The organism is Rhodoferax sp. OV413 (assembly GCF_900104385.1).
Classification (GTDB): Bacteria; Pseudomonadota; Gammaproteobacteria; order Burkholderiales; family Burkholderiaceae_C; genus Rhodoferax_B.
Genome location: NZ_FNJA01000001.1, coordinates 112,123 through 129,683 on the forward strand (window position 1 = coordinate 112,123; position 17,561 = coordinate 129,683).

The window sequence follows — 17,561 nt, forward strand, 5'->3', positions numbered from 1 at the left end:
TCACACGCCGCATCCTTTCCAGCCTCTAGAATTAAAAATCGCACGATCGTTCGATTTAAACCTGAGGTTCCTCCATGGCGGCGCAATACCAAGTTCACGGCGACATCGCCGTAATCACCCTGAACAACCCACCGGTAAACGGCCTGGGCCTGGCAACCCGCCGGGCCGTGACCGACGGCCTGGCCCAAGCGAATGCCGATGCGGCCGTCAAGGCGATAGTCTTGACTGGCGCCGGCAAGGCGTTTTCCGGCGGGGCGGACATCAAGGAATTCGATACCCCCGAAGCCATGCGCGAGCCGAATCTGTTGAGCATGATTCTGGCCATCGAGAACTCGGCCAAGCCGGTGGTTGCGGCCATCCATTCGGTGTGCATGGGCGGTGGGCTGGAGACGGCTTTGGGTTGCCACTACCGCATGGCGGCACCTGGTTGCAACGTGGCCTTGCCCGAGGTCAAGCTGGGCCTGATCCCAGGTGCTGGCGGCACGCAGCGCCTGCCGCGCGTGCTGGGCGTGGAGGTCGCGCTGAACATGATCGTCAGCGGCGAGCCGGTAAAGAGTGAGTTGCTGGCCTCGCTGCCCGGCCAGAAGCTGTTCGACAAGCTGGCCGCATCGCCTGAATCGCTGCTTGAGGAAGCGCTGGTTTTTGCCCGCTCCATTGCCGATGCACGGCCCTTGCCGCTGGTACGCAACCTGAAGTGCAAGCACCCGCAGGGTGACGCCTATTTCCAGTTCGCCCGCAACATGGTCAAGGGCATGGCGAAGAACTACCCGGCGCCGCTGAAGTGTGTGGACGCCGTGGAGGCCGCTACCAAGCAGAAGTTCGACGCCGGCATGGCGTTTGAACTCAGCACTTTCTTAAATCTGATGTGGACGCCCGAGAGCCGTGCGCTGCGGCATATCTTTGCGGCCGAGCGCGCAGCATCCAAAATACCAGACGTGCCCGCAGATACTGCTCAGCGCGCTATTAACAGCATAGCAATCATCGGCGCCGGCACCATGGGCGGCGGCATCGCGATGAACTTCCTGAACGCCGGCATTCCGGTCAAGCTGCTGGAAGCCAAGCCCGAAGCGCTGGAGCGCGGCCTGGCCACCATCCGCAAGAACTACGACGCCCAGGTGGCCAAGGGCAAGCTGAAGCAAGACAAGCTGGACCAGCGCATGGGTTTGCTCAGCACCACGCTGAGCTACGACGACCTGGGCGATGCCGACATGGTGATCGAAGCCGTGTTCGAAGACATGGGCGTCAAGAAAGCTGTGTTCCAGGAACTCGACCGGGTGATGAAGCCTGGCGCCATCCTGGCGTCGAACACATCCACGCTGGATCTGGACCAGATCGCCAGCTTCACCCAGCGCCCGCAGGACGTGGTCGGCACGCATTTCTTCAGCCCGGCGAACGTGATGAAGCTGCTGGAAGTGGTGCGCGGCAAGGCCACGGCCAAGGACGTGCTGGCCACGGTGATGGCACTGGGCAAGAAGATCAAGAAGACCTCGGTGGTCTCCGGCGTCTGCGACGGCTTTATCGGCAACCGCATGATCGAGCAGTACGGGCGCCAGGCCGGCTTTCTGCTGGACGAAGGCTGCACACCGGCCCAGGTGGACAAGGCGGTGGAGAAGTTCGGCTTCGCCATGGGCCCGTTCCGCATGGGCGACCTGGCCGGCAACGACATCGGCTGGGCGATACGCAAGCGCCGCTATGTGGAAATGCCCGGCATGAAGTACAGCAAGACGGCGGATCTACTGTGCGAACTCGGCCGCTTTGGCCAGAAGACCGGTGCCGGCTGGTACGACTACCGGGCCGGCAAGCGCGACGCGGTACCGAGCGCGCTAGTGGAAAAAATGGTGGCCGACCACCGCGCGTCCCTAGGCATCACGCCGCGCAAGATCAGCGACGAAGAAATCGTCCAACGCCTGGTGTATTCCATGGTGAACGAGGCCGCGCACATCCTGGAGGAGGGCATTGCCTCCAAGGCTGGCGACATCGACATGGTGTACCTGACGGGCTACGGCTTCCCGATCTACCGCGGTGGCCCCATGCATTACGCCGACCAGGTGGGCCTGTTCAACGTGGTGCAGGCCATGCAGCGCTTTGCGCAGAACCCGCTGGACGATGCCGCTTTCTGGACGCCCGCGCCCTTGCTGGCCAAGCTCGCCGCCGAAGGCAAAACCTTCAATTAAGGAGTACAGAACATGACCGCCGCCGTAATCGTTTCCACCGCCCGCACCCCTCTGGCCAAAAGCTGGAAGGGCTCTTTCAACATGACCCATGGCGCCACCCTGGGCGGCCACGCGGTGCAGCACGCCATCCAGCGCGCCGGCATCGAGGCGGCTGAGGTCGATGACGTGATCATCGGCTGCGCCACGCCCGAGGGCGCGACCGGGGCCAACATCGCCCGCCAGATCGCCTTGCGCGCCGGCTGCCCGGTGACGACCTCCGGCGTCACCGTGAACCGCTTCTGCTCGTCCGGCCTGCAGACCATCGCCATGGCTGCGCAGCGCATCATCGCCAACGAAGGCGATGTGTATGTGGCTGGCGGTGTGGAGAGCATTTCCTGCGTGCAGCAGGAGATGAACATCCACATGTTGAACGACCCCTGGCTGGTAAAGAACAAGCCCGAAATCTACTGGAACATGCTGCAGACCGCCGAGCAGGTGGCGCAGCGCTACGGCATCAGCCGGGAGCAGATGGACGAATACGGCGCGGCCAGCCAGCAGAAGGCCGTGGCGGCCCTGGCTGCCGGCCTGTTTACCGCCGAGATCGCACCCATCACCGTGACCATGGGCGTGGCCGACAAGGTGCGCGGCCTGATGACCAAGGAAGTGACGGTGAGCCAGGACGAAGGCATACGCGACGGCACGACCAAGGAAGGCATTGCCGGCCTGCGCTCGGCCTTGCCCGGCGGCCTGATTTCGGCCGGCAACGCCAGCCAGTTTTCTGACGGCGGCGGCGCGGTCGTGGTGATGAATGAAACCCTGGCCAGCCAGCGTGGCCTGCAGCCGTTGGGCCGCTTTCTGGGCTTTGCCGTGGCCGGCTGCGAGCCGGACGAAATGGGCATAGGCCCGGTCTTCGCCATCCCCAAGGTGCTGAAGCGCCTGGGCCTGAAGGTGGAAGACATCGACCTGTGGGAGCTGAACGAAGCCTTCGCGGTGCAGGTGATCTACTGCCGCGACAAGCTGGGCATTCCGGGCGGCCGGTTGAACGTCAACGGCGGCGCGATTGCCGTGGGCCACCCCTATGGCGTGAGCGGCCAGCGCCTGACCGGCCATGCGCTGATCGAAGGCAAGCGGCGCGGCGCCAAGCGCGTCTGCGTGACCATGTGCATAGGCGGCGGCATGGGCGCGGCCGGGGTGTTTGAGGTCTTGTAGGTCTGGGCCCAAACACTACAAAATAGATAGCTGCTGGCGCTGGTACTACCTGCGCCAGCGGCCTATTTCTTGTAAATATTTCACAGCCAGCCGCGCATTGGTTACAGTGGCCGCATGTTGACACCCAAAACCATCTCCCGGCTCGAAAAAACCATCTGGATCCTGCTCTACGGCGGGCTGCTGAGCCTGGTGCTGGGCCTGTTTACCCAACGCGTAGACGACGACCTGGGCCTGACGTTGGTGATCGGCGGCGGCGTGGCGGCAGCGCTGGGCGCGGTGCTGATTTACGTACGTTCCCGGGTGCGGGCCAATACCGAAAAGTAACGCATAGACCAACAAATAACGACGGAGACTGCCATGGCTGACCTGGTCCTGCACCACTACAAAACCTCGCCGTTCGCGGAGAAGATCCGCCGGGTACTGGGCTTCAAGCAGCTGCCCTGGCAGTCGGTGAATATTCCGCCGATTGCGCCCAAGCCGGATGTGGAGGCGCTGACCGGCGGCTACCGCAAAACCCCGATCCTGCAGATCGGCGCCGACATCTACTGCGACACCGCGCTGATCTGCGACGTGCTGGAGCACCGCCAGCCCCAGCCATCGCTGTCGCCGCCCACCCACAAAGGCTTGGCCCGGGTGCTGGCCCAGTGGGCCGACACCACGCTGTTCAACACCGCCTTGGCCTACAGCTTCCAGCCCCAGGGCCGCGAGCAGATGTTCGGTAATGTGCCGCCCGGTTTCGCCCAGGCCTTTGCCGACGACCGTGCCAAGATGGTGGGCAGCGCGCCGCGCCTGCGCGTGGGCGATGCGACCACGGCTTACCGCTCCTATCTACGCCGCCTGGCCACCATGCTGGAAGACCAGCCGTATCTGGTCGGCAACGTGCCCTGCATGGCCGACTTTGCCGCCTATGCGCCGCTGTGGTTCACCCGCGTCAATGTGTCCAGCCTGGCCGGGATTCTGGACGCCACGCCCAGCGTCCTGGCCTGGATGGACCGCATGGCTGGCTTCCAGCAGCTCGAGGCCGGCCGGCTCAGCTCCACCGACGCCATTGCCATCGCCGCCAGCAGCACGCCGCTGCCGGTGGACGACGAGGTGTTCCAGGACGACCATGGCATTCCGCTGGGTAGCCGGGTCAGCGTGCATGCCGAAAGCTTTGGCCTGGAAGCCAGCGAGGGCGAGCTGGTGGCCGCCACCCGCATGCACCTGACCCTGCGCCGCGTCGACGCACGGGCTGGCACGGTGCATGTGCACTTTCCGCGCATCGGCTACGTGCTCAAAGCCGCTTAGGCATGGACACCATGGATTCGCTGCGCGGCCAGACCGCGGTACTGACCGGTGCCGGCTCCGGCCTGGGTCTGGAGTGCGCGCGCATCGCCGCCCGCCTGGGCATGCGGCTGGTGCTGGCCGATGTGCAGCCCGATGCGCTGCAAGCCGCCACCGCCGAGATGCAGGCGCTGGGCGCCGAGGTGTTGCCATTCCAGCTGGATGTGTCTAAGGCCAGCGCCGTCGATGCGCTGGGCCAGGCCACGTTCGAGCGCTTTGGCGCGCCGCATTTCGTCTTCAACAACGCTGGCGTGGGGGCAGGGGGCCTGGTCTGGGAAAACTCGGCCGCCGACTGGGAATGGGTGCTGGGCGTGAACCTGATGGGCGTGGTGCACGGCGTGCGCGTGTTCACCCCGATGATGCTGCAGGCTGCGCAACATGACCCGGCCTACCGCGGCCACATCGTCAACACCGCCAGCATGGCCGGGCTGCTGAACATGCCGAACATGGGCGTCTACAACGTCAGCAAGCACGCGGTGGTGGCGCTGTCGGAAACCCTGTACCAGGATCTGGCGCTGGTGACCGACCAGGTCAGCGCATCCGTACTGTGTCCGTATTTCGTGCCCACCGGCATCCACCAGAGCCAGCGCAACCGACCGGCCAAACTGGCTGCCGGCACGGCCACCCGCAGCCAGCGCATCAGCCAGGCCATGGTGAATACCGCCGTGGACGCGGGCAAGGTCACGGCGGCCGAGGTGGCGCAAAAAGTTTTTGACGCGCTGCGCGACCGGCAGTTCTACATCTACAGCCACCCGCAAGCCTTGGCGGCGGTGCAGACCCGCATGGACGACCTGCTGCAGGCGCGCAACCCGAGTAGCCCGTTTGCGCAGAAGCCGTCGCTGGGCGAGGACTTGAAGCGGGCTTTGCGCGGCGAGCCCAAGCCTTAGTCGCCTTCTTAATCCCCTTTGGCGCGGCTGCGTTCCTTCTCATAGCGGCTGTAGTCGGGCACCGTGGGGCAGGGCGCATTACCCGGCCGGGCCGACGCACGGCATTGGTCGGCCGAGCTGCGCACACCCTCGTACAGGCTGCGTTCCCAAGGCATATCGGCGCAACCCGACAGGCAAACAGCCAGCAAGGCAATGGCGGCGTAATTCGGCATGGAGTCTCCTGCGGCCAGCGCAGAGCCAGCGATAATGAATGAATTGGAACAATAAATTATTGTTTTACAGAAATGTATGGCAGTATGGCGTTTTTGACAAGAGGCATCGCATGGACTCCACTCCCAGCTTGCCCGCGCACGGCGGGACCCGTTTGAGCCAGACCCTGGCCTACAGCTGCCTGGCGCTGGCCCTGGTGTTGCCGCTGGCCACGCTGTATGGCTTGTGGACGGCACCGGGCGGATCGCCGGGCTGGCTGTTAACCGCCCTCGGCATGCTTCCGGTATGCGGGTTGGCCTACGGTCTGCTGCAGGCGCGCCAGTGTTTCCAGGGCTTTGTGCGCGGCGAAACCTTCAGCCAGTCCACGGTGCACCACCTGCGCGGCTTTGCGGCTGGGGTGATGGTGGCGGCGGTGGCCGGGCTGGTGCTGCCCACGTTGCGCAGCCTGTTGCTGTCGGTGAGCGGGCCGGCAGCCAGCCGTGCGCTGGTAGTGGAGTTCAGCTCAGACCACATGCTGCTCTTGCTGTTTGCCGGCATCGTTTGGCAGATTGCGCATGTGATGGCGCAGGCTGCCGCGCTGGCCGATGAGCATGCTCAAATCGTTTAGGACGCAGCTGTGCCCATCCATGTGCGGCTGAACGTCATGCTGGCCGAGCGCAGCGTCAAGTCCAAGGACCTGGCCGAGTACGTGGGCATCACCGAGGCCAATCTGTCGCTGCTCAAGCAGGGCAAGGTCAAAGGCGTGCGCTTCGACACCTTGCAGCGTATCTGCGAGTACCTGCAGTGCCAGCCTGGCGACTTGTTGGTGTCCAAGCCCGATAGTTCTGAACCCGTTGCCTAGCAGGGCGCGGTGATCGCCTGCAAAGTCTTGCCGGTCTGCGGATCGAACACCACCAGATTCAGCTGCCGCGCATGCTCGGGCGTGCCGGCAATGCTTCGGAACACCAGCTTCTGCGCAGTCATACCGTCGCTGGCGTAAACGCCCGCCGCCACATACTGGCGCACTACGAAGTCGTGCTTCAAGAACTCGCCAGCGTTTTCTCCGGCCTTCACTTTGGAGCTGTGGCCGTGTTCGGTCACCGTCCAGTAGGCCGACCAGCGGCTGGGCGCGCCGGCCAGCGGCGTCACCAGGGCTTCGAACTGGTCGGGTGCCAGCTGGCGCAGGCTGATCTGGGCCAGGCCGGGCTCGGCAGGTGGGGTGGTCAGTCGGCCGCCCCAGTTTCGCCAGTCCCGGCCGTTGAGCACCGCTTGCGGTGTGTAGATGGAACCCTGCTGGTTCCAGGCGGCGATTTGCCGTTGGCGCGCGGTGTGGGCGGGCGTGGCAAAACGGTCGACCCAACCCAGTTGGTCCCAGTAGCCGACGTGGAAGGCCTGCACCACGGCCGGCTGGCCTTTGAGCTGGCTTAACCATTGGTCGGCCGGCGGGCAGGAGCTGCAGCCTTCGGAGGTGTAAAGCTCCAGCACCGGCAGCAGGTTCTTGCCGGATTGCAGTGTGCAGCTATTTTCAGCAGAAAAACTGGCTCCAGCGCATATGGATAATGCGCAAGCAGCTATCGATTTAATAGTATTCAGCATAAAAACTCCGTATCTATACACCCAAATACGCCTTGGTCGCGCACGCGGCCCGTACCTTACAAACTGATGCAAAAAACCCGTGTGCATGCACCCGATGCACAGCCAAACCGCTTCGTTTTGCCATGCTCTGTGTGGTTCAATAATGTGTACCTGATGGTCCATAGGCGGTTCAACCGACTAAACCTCTTAACAAGAAAAGGTCTTAACCATGCGCCTCAGCCCTTTGGCCGGTCACACCGCGCCGCTATCACTTCTGGTCAATCTGCCTCGGCTGGTGACTGCCTATTACAGCCTGCGCCCCGACCCCGCCGAGGCCAGCCAACGCGTGGCGTTCGGCACCTCGGGCCACAGGGGCAGCGCGTTCAGCAGCAGCTTCAACGAGCAGCATGTGCTGGCCGTCACCCAGGCGATCTGCCAATACCGTGAAAAGAGTGGCATCACCGGCCCGCTGTTCCTGGGTATAGACACGCATGCGCTGTCCGAACCCGCGGCGGCCACCGCGCTGGAGGTGCTGGCCGCCAACGGCGTGCATGTGATGCTGTCGCTGAACGACGAGTACACGCCCACGCCCGCGGTGTCGCACGCCATCCTGGTCTACAACAAGGGCCGTAGCTCGGGCCTGGCCGACGGCATTTTGATGACGCCGTCGCACAACCCGCCCGAAGACGGTGGTTACAAATACAACCCTACCAATGGCGGCCCGGCCGACAGCGACATCACGGGCTGGATCGAAAAAGCCGCCAATGTGCACCTGGAAACCGGCCTCAAGGATGTGAAGCGCATGCCGTATGCGCAGGCGCTGCGGGCCAACACCACGCACCGCCACGACTACCTCACGCACTACGTGGACGACTTGGCGAATGTGATCGACATGGAGGCCATCCGCATCGCTGGTGTGCGCATGGGTGTGGACCCGCTGGGCGGCGCTGGCGTGCACTACTGGGCGCGCATCGCCGAGAAGTACAAGCTGCGGCTGGACGTGGTGAGCGACCAGGTGGACGCTACCTTCCGCTTCATGACGGTGGACTGGGACGGCCGCATTCGCATGGACCCGTCGAGCAAGAGCGCCATGGCCTCGCTGATCACGCTGAAGGACAAATACGACATCGCCTTCGCCTGCGACACCGACCACGACCGCCACGGCATCGTGACCAAGAGCGTAGGCCTGCTGCCGCCCAACCACTACCTGGCGGTATGCATCGACTACCTGTTCCAGAACCGTCCGGGCTGGAGCCCGAATGCCGGCGTCGGCAAGACCCTGGTCAGCAGCGGCATGATCGACCGCGTGACCGCGCGGCTGGGCCGCAAGCTGTACGAGGTGCCGGTGGGCTTCAAATGGTTTGCCAGCGGCCTGAACGACGGCTCGCTGGGCTTTGGCGGCGAGGAGAGCGCGGGTGCGTCTTTCCTGCGGCGCGACGGCGGCGTCTGGACTACCGACAAGGACGGCATCGTGCCGGCCCTGCTGTCGGCCGAGATCATTGCCCGTACCGACCTCGACCCCGGCGAGGCCTACCAGAAGCTCACCGCGGCCTTTGGCGCACCGGCCTACGACCGCATCGACGCACCGGCTACGCCCGAGCAGAAGAAGAAGCTGGGCAAGCTTACGCCCGAGCAGATCACCAGCTCCGAGCTGGCCGGTGAGTCCATCACCAAGGTGCTGACCAATGCGCCGGGCAATGGCGCCAGCCTGGGCGGCCTGAAGGTGATGACCGAAAGCGGCTGGTTCGCCGCACGCCCCTCGGGCACTGAGAACATCTACAAGATCTACGCCGAAAGCTTCCAGGGCGAGGTGCACCTGCGCCACATCATCAAGGAAGCCCAGAAGATCGTGGACCTGGCGCTGGCGAAGGGCTGACGCCGCGCGCATGGCATCCAAAGCCCAGTTCCGCCTGCGCATTTACCGCGACGACAGCATTGCCATAGGCCCGGGCAAGGTTGCCTTGCTGGAGGCGATTGCCGACACCGGCAGCATCTCGGCCGCCGCCCGGCAGCTGGGCATGTCGTACCGGCGCGCCTGGGTGCTGGTCGATGAAATGAACCGCGCCCTGGCATCGCCCGCCGTCAGCACCGCCGCCGGTGGCGTGCAGGGCGGCGGTACGGCGCTATCGCCGCTGGGCGAAAAGCTGGTCCGGCATTACCGCGCGGTAGAGCAGGCCGCCCGGACCGCCGCCGCAGCGGACATTGCCGCGCTCCAGGAATTGCTCGCGCTTTAGCGCTCCCTATCGTTATATCTGGCTGGATACAATGCGGGCCATGTCTGCATTGCTCCCCTCCATGGACTGGTTTCCGCTCATCCTGTCGCTCAAAGTGGCGGCGGTGGCGACGCTGCTGGCCACCATTCTGGGTGTGGCGCTGGGCTGGATTTTTGCGCGCAAACAGTTCCCCGGCAGCACGCTGCTGGAGGCTGCCTGCATGCTGCCGCTGGTGCTGCCACCCACCGTCATCGGCTACGCGATCCTGGTAGCCGCTGGCCGGCGCAGCCCGCTGGGCAGCTGGCTGCGCGAGCATCTGGACTACACCATCATCTTCAGCTGGCATGGCGCGGTCGTGGCATCCAGCATCGTGGCACTGCCGCTGGTGCTGAAGTCGGCCAGCGCGGCATTCAGCGCGGTCGACCGCTCGCTGGAGGCCGCAGCCAGCACGCTGCGCCAGTCGGCCTGGTCGGTGTTCTGGCGCGTGACCCTGCCTCTCGCCTGGCCCGGCATCCTGGCTGGCACTTTGCTGGCCTTTGCCCGCGCCATGGGCGAGTTCGGCGCCTCGCTGATGGTGGCCGGCTCGATTCCGCAGCAAACCCAGACCCTGTCGATGGCGATCTACGACGCAGTGCAGGCCGGGCAGGACGATCTGGCGCTACTGCTGGTGCTGATCACCTCGGCACTGTCGATTGCGGTGCTGGTGCTGTCGAACCGTTTTTTCTCTCTTCGTTAACTTTCACGTTAAGGAAACCTGTGATGCGTCTTTTCAGCCTGATCTTGCTCGTGCCGTTTGCTGTGGGTGCCCAGCAGATCACCGTCTCCACCGCCGCCAGCCTGACCGATGCCTTCAAGGAACTCGGCCCCAAGTTCGAAGCCAGCCAGCCCGGCGCCACCGTGCGCTTCAACTTCGCCGCCTCCGGCGTACTGCTGCAGCAGATCAGCCAAGGCGCGCCAGTGGACGTGTTCGTCAGCGCCGACCAGGACACCATGGACCGGGCTGCAACGCAGAAGCTGGTCGACACGGCCAGCCGCAAGAACTTCGTCAGCAACAGCCTGGTACTGGTTGAGCCGGCCAAGGAAGGTACGGGCATCCAGAGCCTGCAAGACCTGGCCAAACCCGCCGTGCGCAGGATTGCCATCGGCAAGCCCGCCACCGTGCCCGCCGGCCGCTACACCCAGCAGGTGCTGGAAGGCGCCAAGCTGTGGACCGTGCTGGAGCCCAAGTTCGTGCAGGCCGACAATGTGCGCCAGGTGCTCGACTACGTGAGCCGCGGCGAGGTCGAGGCCGGCTTCGTCTACCGCACCGATGCCACGCTGCTGGGCGACAAAGTGAAGATCGTGCTGACGCCGGCCAACCATACGCCGGTGTCGTACCCGATTGCCGTGGTCAGCGACAGCAAGCAGAAGGCCGTGGCGCAGAATTTCATCGCCTTCTTGTTCACCGATGCAGCCCAGCAGGTACTCACTAAATACGGCTTCGGCAAACCTTGATCGATGTAGACATCCAACTGACGGTGGCCGATGGCCGCCGGCGCTTCGACCTGGCGGTGCGCTTCGCCAGCGATGTGCCGTTTGCCGCGCTGTACGGCCCGTCGGGTGCGGGCAAGACCCTGACCTTGCAGGCGATTGCCGGCCTGCTGCGGCCCAGCCGTGGCCATATTCGGATTGATGGCCGCACCTTGTTCGATTCCGCCGCCGGCATCGACGTGCCCGCATCGCAGCGCCGCGTCGGCTACCTGCCGCAGAACTACGCGCTGTTTCCGCATCTGTCGGTGCGCCAGAACATAGGCTTCGGCCTGACCTCCTGGCGCAAACGCCGCCTCAGCAGTGAGGAACAATCCCAGGTGCAGAGCCTGCTGGACAGCTTCGGCCTGAACGCCATGGCCGACAGCCGACCCAGCAGCCTGTCCGGCGGCCAGCAGCAGCGCGTGGCCCTGGCGCGGGCTCTGGCTTGCGCGCCGCAGGTGCTGCTGCTAGACGAGCCGTTTGCCGCGCTGCACCCCAGCCTGCGCCTGAACCTGCGCGAAGAACTGGCCCAAGCGCGCCGCCAATGGGGCATTCCGGCGCTGATGATCACCCACGACGTAGAAGACGTGCTGGCGCTGGCCGACGTGGCCTTTGTTTTCGACCAAGGCCAGGTGGTGCAGGAGATCCATCTGATGGACGCCAGCAGCCGCAGCCTGGCGCGGCAAGAGTTGGGCGGAGCGGGCCCCGCAGAGCCAACGGCTTTGCAACACAAGGTACGCAGTTTGCTATTGAATAGATAGCTTCCAGCGCAGGTATCTTCAGCGCTAGAGTCACTTTTTATATACAAAATATGGGCTAGGGTGGCTGTGGCAAACTCACGCCCCTTGCCTTACTAGTTCCCGTTCATGCAGAAAATCATCCGCCAGCTGGCCACCGAGATCCAAGTCCGAGAAGAACAAATCCGCTCCGCCGTCGAGCTGCTGGACGGGGGCGCCACCGTGCCCTTCATCGCCCGCTACCGCAAGGAAGTCACCGGCGGCCTGGACGACATCCAGCTGCGCGAGCTGGAAACCCGCCTCGGCTATCTGCGCGAACTCGAAGACCGCCGCGAAGCCATCGTGAAAAGCATAGAAGAGCAGGGCAAGATGACCGACGCGCTGCGTGTCGCCATCTTCTCCGCCGCCACCAAGCAGGAACTCGAAGACCTGTACCTGCCGTTCAAGACCAAGCGCCGCACCAAGGGCCAGATCGCCCGTGAAAACGGCATCGAGCCGCTGGCCGACAAGCTGTTCGCCAATCCACTGCTAGTGCCGGCCGACGAAGCCCAGGCCTTCGTCAAGGCCGAGAAGGGCGAAAACGGCGACGACTTCACCAGCGTGCAGGCGGTGCTGGACGGCGTGCGCGACATCCTCAGCGAGCGCTGGGCCGAAGACGCCGCGCTGATCCAGAACCTGCGCGGCTGGCTGTGGAACGAGGGCCTACTGCGCAGCAAGCTGGCGGCCGGCAAGGACGAAAACAACCCCGACATCGCCAAGTTCCGCGACTACTTTGACTACGACGAGCCGATCGGCCGCGTGCCCTCGCACCGCGCGCTGGCCGTGTTCCGCGGCCGCGGCCTGGAATACCTGGACGCCAAGCTGGTGCTGCCGGTCGAACCCGAGCCCGGCAAACCTTCGCTGGCCGAAGGCCGCATCGCCATCCACCTGGGTTGGAGCCACCAGAGCCGCCCAGCCGACGATTTGATCCGCAAGTGCGTGGCCTGGACCTGGCGGGTCAAACTCAGCCTGTCCACCGAGCGCGACCTGTTCGCCAAGCTGCGCGAAGACGCCGAAAAGGTGGCGATCAAGGTGTTTGCCGACAACCTGCGCGACCTGCTGCTGGCCGCACCGGCCGGCCCGCGCGTGGTGCTGGGGCTCGACCCCGGCATCCGCACCGGCGTCAAGGTGGCCGTGGTCGACACCACCGGCAAGCTGGTGGAAACCGCCACCGTCTTTCCGCACGAGCCGCGCAAGGACTGGGAAGGCTCGTTGCACACCCTGGGCAAGCTGTGTATCAAGCACGGCGTGAACCTGATCGCCATCGGCAACGGAACCGCCAGCCGCGAAACCGACAAGCTGGCCGCCGACCTGATGAAGCTGCTGGAAAAGCACAACGATCCGAACAGCCCGCCCAAGACCGCGATGCAGCGCGTGGTGGTCAGCGAAGCCGGCGCTTCGGTGTATTCGGCCAGCGAATTCGCCAGCCAGGAAATGCCCGATGTGGACGTGAGCCTGCGCGGCGCCGCCAGCATCGCCCGGCGCCTGCAGGACCCGCTGGCCGAGCTGGTGAAGATCGACCCCAAGTCCATAGGCGTCGGCCAGTACCAGCACGACGTGAGCCAGAACGACCTGGCGCGCAGCCTGGAAGCCGTGGTCGAAGACTGCGTGAATTCGGTGGGCGTGGACCTGAACACCGCCAGCGTGCCGCTGCTGAGCCGGGTCTCCGGCCTGTCGGCGACGGTGGCCAAGGCGGTGGTGCGTTGGCGCGAGGCCAATGGCGCTTTCAAGAACCGCAAGCAGCTGATGGACGTGAGTGGCCTGGGCGCCAAGACCTTCGAGCAGAGTGCGGGCTTCCTGCGCATCCGCGGCGGCGACAACCCGCTGGACATGACCGGCGTGCACCCCGAAACCTATCCGCTGGTGGAAAAAATCATCGAAGTGACCAAGAAGCCGGTGACCGAGCTGATGGGCCGCGCCGAGATGCTGAAGACCCTGCGTCCCGAGCTGTTTGCGAACGAGAAATTCGGTGTCATCACCGTCAAGGACATCATCGGTGAACTGGAGAAACCTGGCCGCGACCCGCGCCCGGACTTCAAGGTGGCGCGCTTCAACGACGGCGTGGAAGACATCAAGGACCTGGTCGAAGGCATGGTGCTTGAAGGCACGGTCAGCAACGTGGCGGCCTTCGGCGCCTTTGTCGACCTGGGCGTGCACCAGGACGGCCTGGTGCATGTCAGCCAGCTGAGCCACAAGTTCACGAACGATGCGCGCGAGGTCGTCAAGACCGGCGACATCGTCAAGGTGCGGGTGGTCGAGGTGGACGTGGCGCGCAAGCGGATTGCCTTGAGCATGAAGCTGGACGCGGCACCGGCCCGCAGGGATGGTCCACGCGACAACCGCTTTGAAGGCGCGGCCCGCGGCCAGCAGCAGCCGCGCCGGGACAACAGCCCCGCGCCACAGTCGGCCATGGCCTCCGCCTTTGCCAAGCTGCAAGGCGGTCGGTAAATATCCTTAGGGGAAATGGGCGGGGCAGGGGTGGCTGAGGCCGGCGTTTGCCTTACCATTCCCCATCCCCCACGCCAGGAACCCGCCCCCATGGAGTTAAAAGAACTACTAGCCTCGGAAGCGGCCTTGCCCAGCATCCCGAAGTCGGTGGCTCTGTTGCTGAGCGAACTGGCCCGGCCCGAGCCCGACCTGCGCAAGCTGGGCCAGCTGATCGGCACCGACCCGGTGCTGACCACCCGGCTGCTGACCCTGGCGAATTCCGCCATGTTCCAGCTGTCGCGCAAGGTCAGCAGCATTCCCGAGGCGCTGGCGATTCTGGGTCTGGACCATCTGCGCAGCCTGGCGCAGGCGGCCGCGCTGGGCCTGAGCTTCAAGGCGGTACCGGGCATCAATCTGCAGCAGTTCTGGCGCTACAGCCTGAACGTGGCCAAGCTCACCCGTGCGCTGGCCGGCATGGTGCGGCAAAACCCGGCCACGGCGTTTACCGCCGGCCTGGTGCATTGCGTGGGCGAACTGGTGATGCACATCGGCATGCCGAAAGACATGCTGGCCCTAAACCAGCAGCTGCTGCCACTGGACCTGCGCCGCGCCCGCATCGAACACAAGCGCCTGGGCTTTTGCTATGCCGAGGTGGGCGCCGGGTTTGCGCGCAAATGGCAGTTCCCTGACCGCATCGTCGACGCGCTGCAGTCGCAGATCAACCCGTTCCACGACGAGGTCTATGAGCCGCTGGCCGGCCTGGTGCACCTGGCCACCTGGCGCGCCCGGGCCAATGAAATCGATATGGACGAAAACGGCCTGGCGGTGAGCTATCCCGGCGAGGTCGGCCTGGCCCTGGGCCTGGACATCGACATGGTGCTGCAGCAAGACCCGATAGACTGGTCGGCCAAGACCGAGCTGGGTGCGTTTATTTAAGCTTTTTGCTATTTATTCAATAGCTGCCTGCGCAGATACTAGCTGCGCCAGAGCCCCGAAATTCTCAAGAAATTTGCTATGCCATCTGATGCGCCTTTAACCCCGCAAATGCGCTCGGTGCTGCAGCGCATGGCGCGGGCCCAGCGCACGCCCATGCATTTGCTGACACCCCAACAGGCGCGCGATGCCTACGAGCAGGGCGCCGGCGTGCTGGAAGTGCCCAAGGCCGCCTTGGCGCGGGTCGAAGACTTTGTCATCCCGGCCCGCGACGGCACGGCGCTGCACGCCCGGCGCTACGCCCCATCGTTTGACGCTCTGCCGACCCTGCTGTACCTGCACGGCGGCGGCTTCACCGTGGGCAGCGTGGCCACCCACGATGTGCTGTGCCGCGAACTGAGTCGCCTCAGCGGCTGCGCGGTGGTCTCGCTCGACTACCGGCTGGCGCCCGAACACACATTTCCCACCGCAGTGCACGATGCCTGGGACGCACTGGCCTGGCTGGCCACCCAGCCCGCTGCCGGCCCGCTGGCCGTGGGCGGCGACAGCGCGGGCGGCACCCTGGCCGCAGTCTGCGCCATTCTGGCCCGCGACGCCGGCATCCCGCTGGCGCTGCAGCTGCTGTTCTACCCGGGCTGCGCAGCCCATGCGGATACGCCATCGCACAGCCGTTTTGCCCATGGCCTGGTGCTGGAGCGCGAGCACATCGACTTCTTTTTCGGCCAGTACCTGCGGCACCCGGCCGAGTACGAGGACTGGCGCTTTGCGCCGCTGAACGCGCCCGATGTGGACGGCGTGGCCCCGGCCTGGTTCGGCCTGGCCGAATGCGACCCGCTGGTCGACGAAGGCGTCATGTATGCCGACAAGCTGCGCCTGGCCGGCGTGGCCGTCGACCTGGAAATCTACCGCGGCGTGACCCACGAGTTCATCAAGATGGGCCGCGCCATCCCCGAAGCCCGCCAGGCCCACCAGGCCGCGGCCCAGGCCTTACGACAAGCATTAGATCTATGAGCACCACATTGACCGTCGGCCCCTGGAGCGCCCTGGGCAGCGCCGCATCGCAGGTGCGCAACGCCGTTTTCGTGCAAGAGCAGGGCATTCCCGCCGAGATGGAATGGGACGTGGCCGACCAGGATGCCGTCCATGCCGTGGTCTACGACGCACAGGGCGCGCCGGTAGCAACCGGCCGCTTGCTGCCGCAGTCGCCCGGGGTGGCCCGCATCGGCCGCATGGCGGTATTGAAGACGCTGCGCGGCAGCCACCTGGGTCAGCGGGTGCTGGAAGCCCTGGTGCAAGCGGCCCGCGAGCGCGGCGACGTTGAGGTCTGCCTGCACGCCCAGACCAGCGCGCAAGGGTTCTACGAGCGGCTGGGCTTCACGCCGCGCGGTGCGGTGTATGCCGAGGTCGGCATTCCGCACATCCAGATGTTTTTAAATATCGGCTAGCAGTTCGTAGGGCAGGGGTAGCAAGGTCAGCGCGTGGCCGGCTACGCTGCCCACGGTCAGCGTGCCGTCCTGCATGGAGGCAATCTGCAGCGAGACGATGGCGTCCCAGCCGCCTTCGGGTGCCGCGGCGGCCTGCACCACCACGCCACAGGGCTGCTCGGTGTCGCTGCTGTGGAACACCTTTTGCCCCGCCATCAGGGCCGCATCGGCATGCACGATGGCCGCGCGCCGCTTCAAGGTGCCGCGGAACTGGCTGCGCGCCACGATCTCCTGGCCGGGGTAGCAACCCTTTTTGAAGTTCACACCGCCGACCGACTCGTAGTTCAGCATCTGCGGCACCAGGGCTTCGAAGATAGGCTGCGACACGGTGGCAATGCCGCTGCGCACCTCGCTCCACAGCCAGAGCTCTTCGCTCAGCGTCGGGCCGGTGGGTGCAGGGGCACTGGCCGGTGCCACCCGCAGAGCGCGGGCCTGGCCATCGGCCGGGTACAGCGAAATCGTCGTTGCGTCGCCGGCGGTGGCGATGCTCCAGGCGGGCTGCGGCGTGTCGGCAGCCTCGCCGACCAGGCCGTACAGGGCGAAGTCGGCTGTCGCATCGCTGAGCTTGGCCTGGGCGCGCATCACGAACATGCTCAGGCGCTTCAAGGTTGGCGCCAGCAGCTCACGGTGGCAAATCAGCAGAATTTCGGTCGGGCTGCGCTTGAAGCCGATGAAGCTGGCCTGCATGCGGCCCTTGGCATTGCAGAACGCCGCCAAGCGGGCCTCGGACTGCCCGAGCAGCGCAAAGTCCTGCGTCAACTGGCCGTGTAAAAACTTGGCCGCGTCGGCGCCTTCGGCGCGGATCACGCCCAGGGTGGTGAGGGGGGCAGAGCCGTTCAGGGAATAGGTCATGGCCTGAATTATCATGCCCCATCATTTTTCG

General features: G+C 65.0%; 19 protein-coding genes. 16 read left to right on the forward strand and 3 right to left on the reverse strand.

The features are described from left to right. Window positions 1–74: 74 nt before the first annotated feature. The 5 genes from BLT66_RS00510 to BLT66_RS00530 all read left to right on the forward strand — a co-directional run bounded on the left by BLT66_RS00510 (window position 75) and on the right by BLT66_RS00530 (window position 5,572). Window positions 75–2,174 carry a 3-hydroxyacyl-CoA dehydrogenase NAD-binding domain-containing protein gene (locus BLT66_RS00510; RefSeq protein WP_092754364.1) on the forward strand — a complete coding sequence of 700 codons (2,100 nt, stop codon included), beginning with the start codon at window positions 75–77 and terminating at the stop codon, window positions 2,172–2,174. Between the two features lie 12 nt (window positions 2,175–2,186). Beyond that, the gene (locus tag BLT66_RS00515) at window positions 2,187–3,362 is read left to right on the forward strand and encodes an acetyl-CoA C-acyltransferase (RefSeq protein WP_092754367.1); all 1,176 of its coding nucleotides are present in this window, start codon (window positions 2,187–2,189) and stop codon (window positions 3,360–3,362) included. 114 nt (window positions 3,363–3,476) lie between these two features. Further along, complete coding sequence (locus tag BLT66_RS00520; protein WP_092754370.1) at window positions 3,477–3,686, forward strand: hypothetical protein; 210 nt, start codon at window positions 3,477–3,479, stop codon at window positions 3,684–3,686. A gap of 33 nt (window positions 3,687–3,719) precedes the next feature. Next, window positions 3,720–4,649 carry a glutathione S-transferase family protein gene (locus BLT66_RS00525; protein WP_092754373.1) on the forward strand — a complete coding sequence of 310 codons (930 nt, stop codon included), beginning with the start codon at window positions 3,720–3,722 and terminating at the stop codon, window positions 4,647–4,649. 2 nt (window positions 4,650–4,651) lie between these two features. After that, window positions 4,652–5,572, forward strand: coding sequence for an SDR family oxidoreductase (locus tag BLT66_RS00530; RefSeq protein WP_369821562.1), 921 nt, complete (start codon window positions 4,652–4,654; stop codon window positions 5,570–5,572). Window positions 5,573–5,580: 8 nt separating this feature from the next. On the opposite strand, the gene BLT66_RS00535 is transcribed toward BLT66_RS00530, so the two are convergent. Continuing rightward, entirely contained in the window at window positions 5,581–5,784 is a 204-nt protein-coding gene (locus BLT66_RS00535; protein WP_092754376.1) for a hypothetical protein, read from the reverse strand. Window positions 5,785–5,894: 110 nt separating this feature from the next. Here BLT66_RS00535 and BLT66_RS00540 point away from each other — a divergent pair, with 110 nt between their 5' ends. Continuing rightward, on the forward strand, window positions 5,895–6,389 hold the full coding sequence (locus tag BLT66_RS00540; protein ID WP_092754380.1) for a hypothetical protein: 495 nt from the start codon (window positions 5,895–5,897) through the stop codon (window positions 6,387–6,389). A 9-nt stretch (window positions 6,390–6,398) separates the two neighbouring features. Continuing rightward, window positions 6,399–6,623 (forward strand): helix-turn-helix domain-containing protein, encoded by a 225-nt coding sequence (locus BLT66_RS00545; RefSeq protein ID WP_092754383.1) that lies wholly within the window; start codon window positions 6,399–6,401, stop codon window positions 6,621–6,623. On the opposite strand, the gene BLT66_RS00550 is transcribed toward BLT66_RS00545, so the two are convergent. Next, complete coding sequence (locus tag BLT66_RS00550) at window positions 6,620–7,246, reverse strand: DUF1223 domain-containing protein (protein ID WP_255406706.1); 627 nt, start codon at window positions 7,244–7,246, stop codon at window positions 6,620–6,622. The genes BLT66_RS00545 and BLT66_RS00550 overlap by 4 nt on opposite strands. A 319-nt stretch (window positions 7,247–7,565) precedes the next feature. On the opposite strand from BLT66_RS00550, the gene pgm reads away from it, so the two are divergent. The 9 genes from pgm to BLT66_RS00595 all read left to right on the forward strand — a co-directional run bounded on the left by pgm (window position 7,566) and on the right by BLT66_RS00595 (window position 16,639). Further along, entirely contained in the window at window positions 7,566–9,212 is a 1,647-nt protein-coding gene (gene pgm, locus BLT66_RS00555; protein WP_092754389.1) for a phosphoglucomutase (alpha-D-glucose-1,6-bisphosphate-dependent), read from the forward strand. A 10-nt stretch (window positions 9,213–9,222) separates the two neighbouring features. Next, window positions 9,223–9,570: a winged helix-turn-helix domain-containing protein gene (locus BLT66_RS00560; RefSeq protein ID WP_092754392.1), complete on the forward strand. Its 348-nt coding sequence runs from the start codon at window positions 9,223–9,225 to the stop codon at window positions 9,568–9,570. Between the two features lie 40 nt (window positions 9,571–9,610). Next, entirely contained in the window at window positions 9,611–10,285 is a 675-nt protein-coding gene (gene modB / locus BLT66_RS00565; protein WP_369821563.1) for a molybdate ABC transporter permease subunit, read from the forward strand. Between the two features lie 23 nt (window positions 10,286–10,308). Further along, on the forward strand, window positions 10,309–11,043 hold the full coding sequence (gene modA / locus BLT66_RS00570; protein WP_092754398.1) for a molybdate ABC transporter substrate-binding protein: 735 nt from the start codon (window positions 10,309–10,311) through the stop codon (window positions 11,041–11,043). Further along, window positions 11,040–11,819, forward strand: a complete 780-nt coding sequence (locus BLT66_RS00575) for an ABC transporter ATP-binding protein (protein WP_092754401.1) — start codon at window positions 11,040–11,042, stop codon at window positions 11,817–11,819. Before modA ends, BLT66_RS00575 begins: the two co-directional genes overlap by 4 nt. A 105-nt stretch (window positions 11,820–11,924) precedes the next feature. Beyond that, window positions 11,925–14,282, forward strand: a complete 2,358-nt coding sequence (locus tag BLT66_RS00580; protein ID WP_092754404.1) for a Tex family protein — start codon at window positions 11,925–11,927, stop codon at window positions 14,280–14,282. Window positions 14,283–14,372: 90 nt separating this feature from the next. Beyond that, window positions 14,373–15,197 (forward strand): HDOD domain-containing protein, encoded by an 825-nt coding sequence (locus BLT66_RS00585; protein ID WP_092754408.1) that lies wholly within the window; start codon window positions 14,373–14,375, stop codon window positions 15,195–15,197. Window positions 15,198–15,275: 78 nt separating this feature from the next. Beyond that, window positions 15,276–16,205, forward strand: a complete 930-nt coding sequence (locus BLT66_RS00590) for an alpha/beta hydrolase (RefSeq protein WP_255406707.1) — start codon at window positions 15,276–15,278, stop codon at window positions 16,203–16,205. Then, window positions 16,202–16,639 carry a GNAT family N-acetyltransferase gene (locus tag BLT66_RS00595; protein WP_092754414.1) on the forward strand — a complete coding sequence of 146 codons (438 nt, stop codon included), beginning with the start codon at window positions 16,202–16,204 and terminating at the stop codon, window positions 16,637–16,639. Before BLT66_RS00590 ends, BLT66_RS00595 begins: the two co-directional genes overlap by 4 nt. Here BLT66_RS00595 and BLT66_RS00600 read toward each other — a convergent pair. Continuing rightward, window positions 16,625–17,530, reverse strand: coding sequence for a CAF17-like 4Fe-4S cluster assembly/insertion protein YgfZ (locus tag BLT66_RS00600; RefSeq protein WP_092754417.1), 906 nt, complete (start codon window positions 17,528–17,530; stop codon window positions 16,625–16,627). The two genes, BLT66_RS00595 and BLT66_RS00600, sit on opposite strands and share 15 nt — an antisense overlap. Window positions 17,531–17,561: the final 31 nt, after the last annotated feature.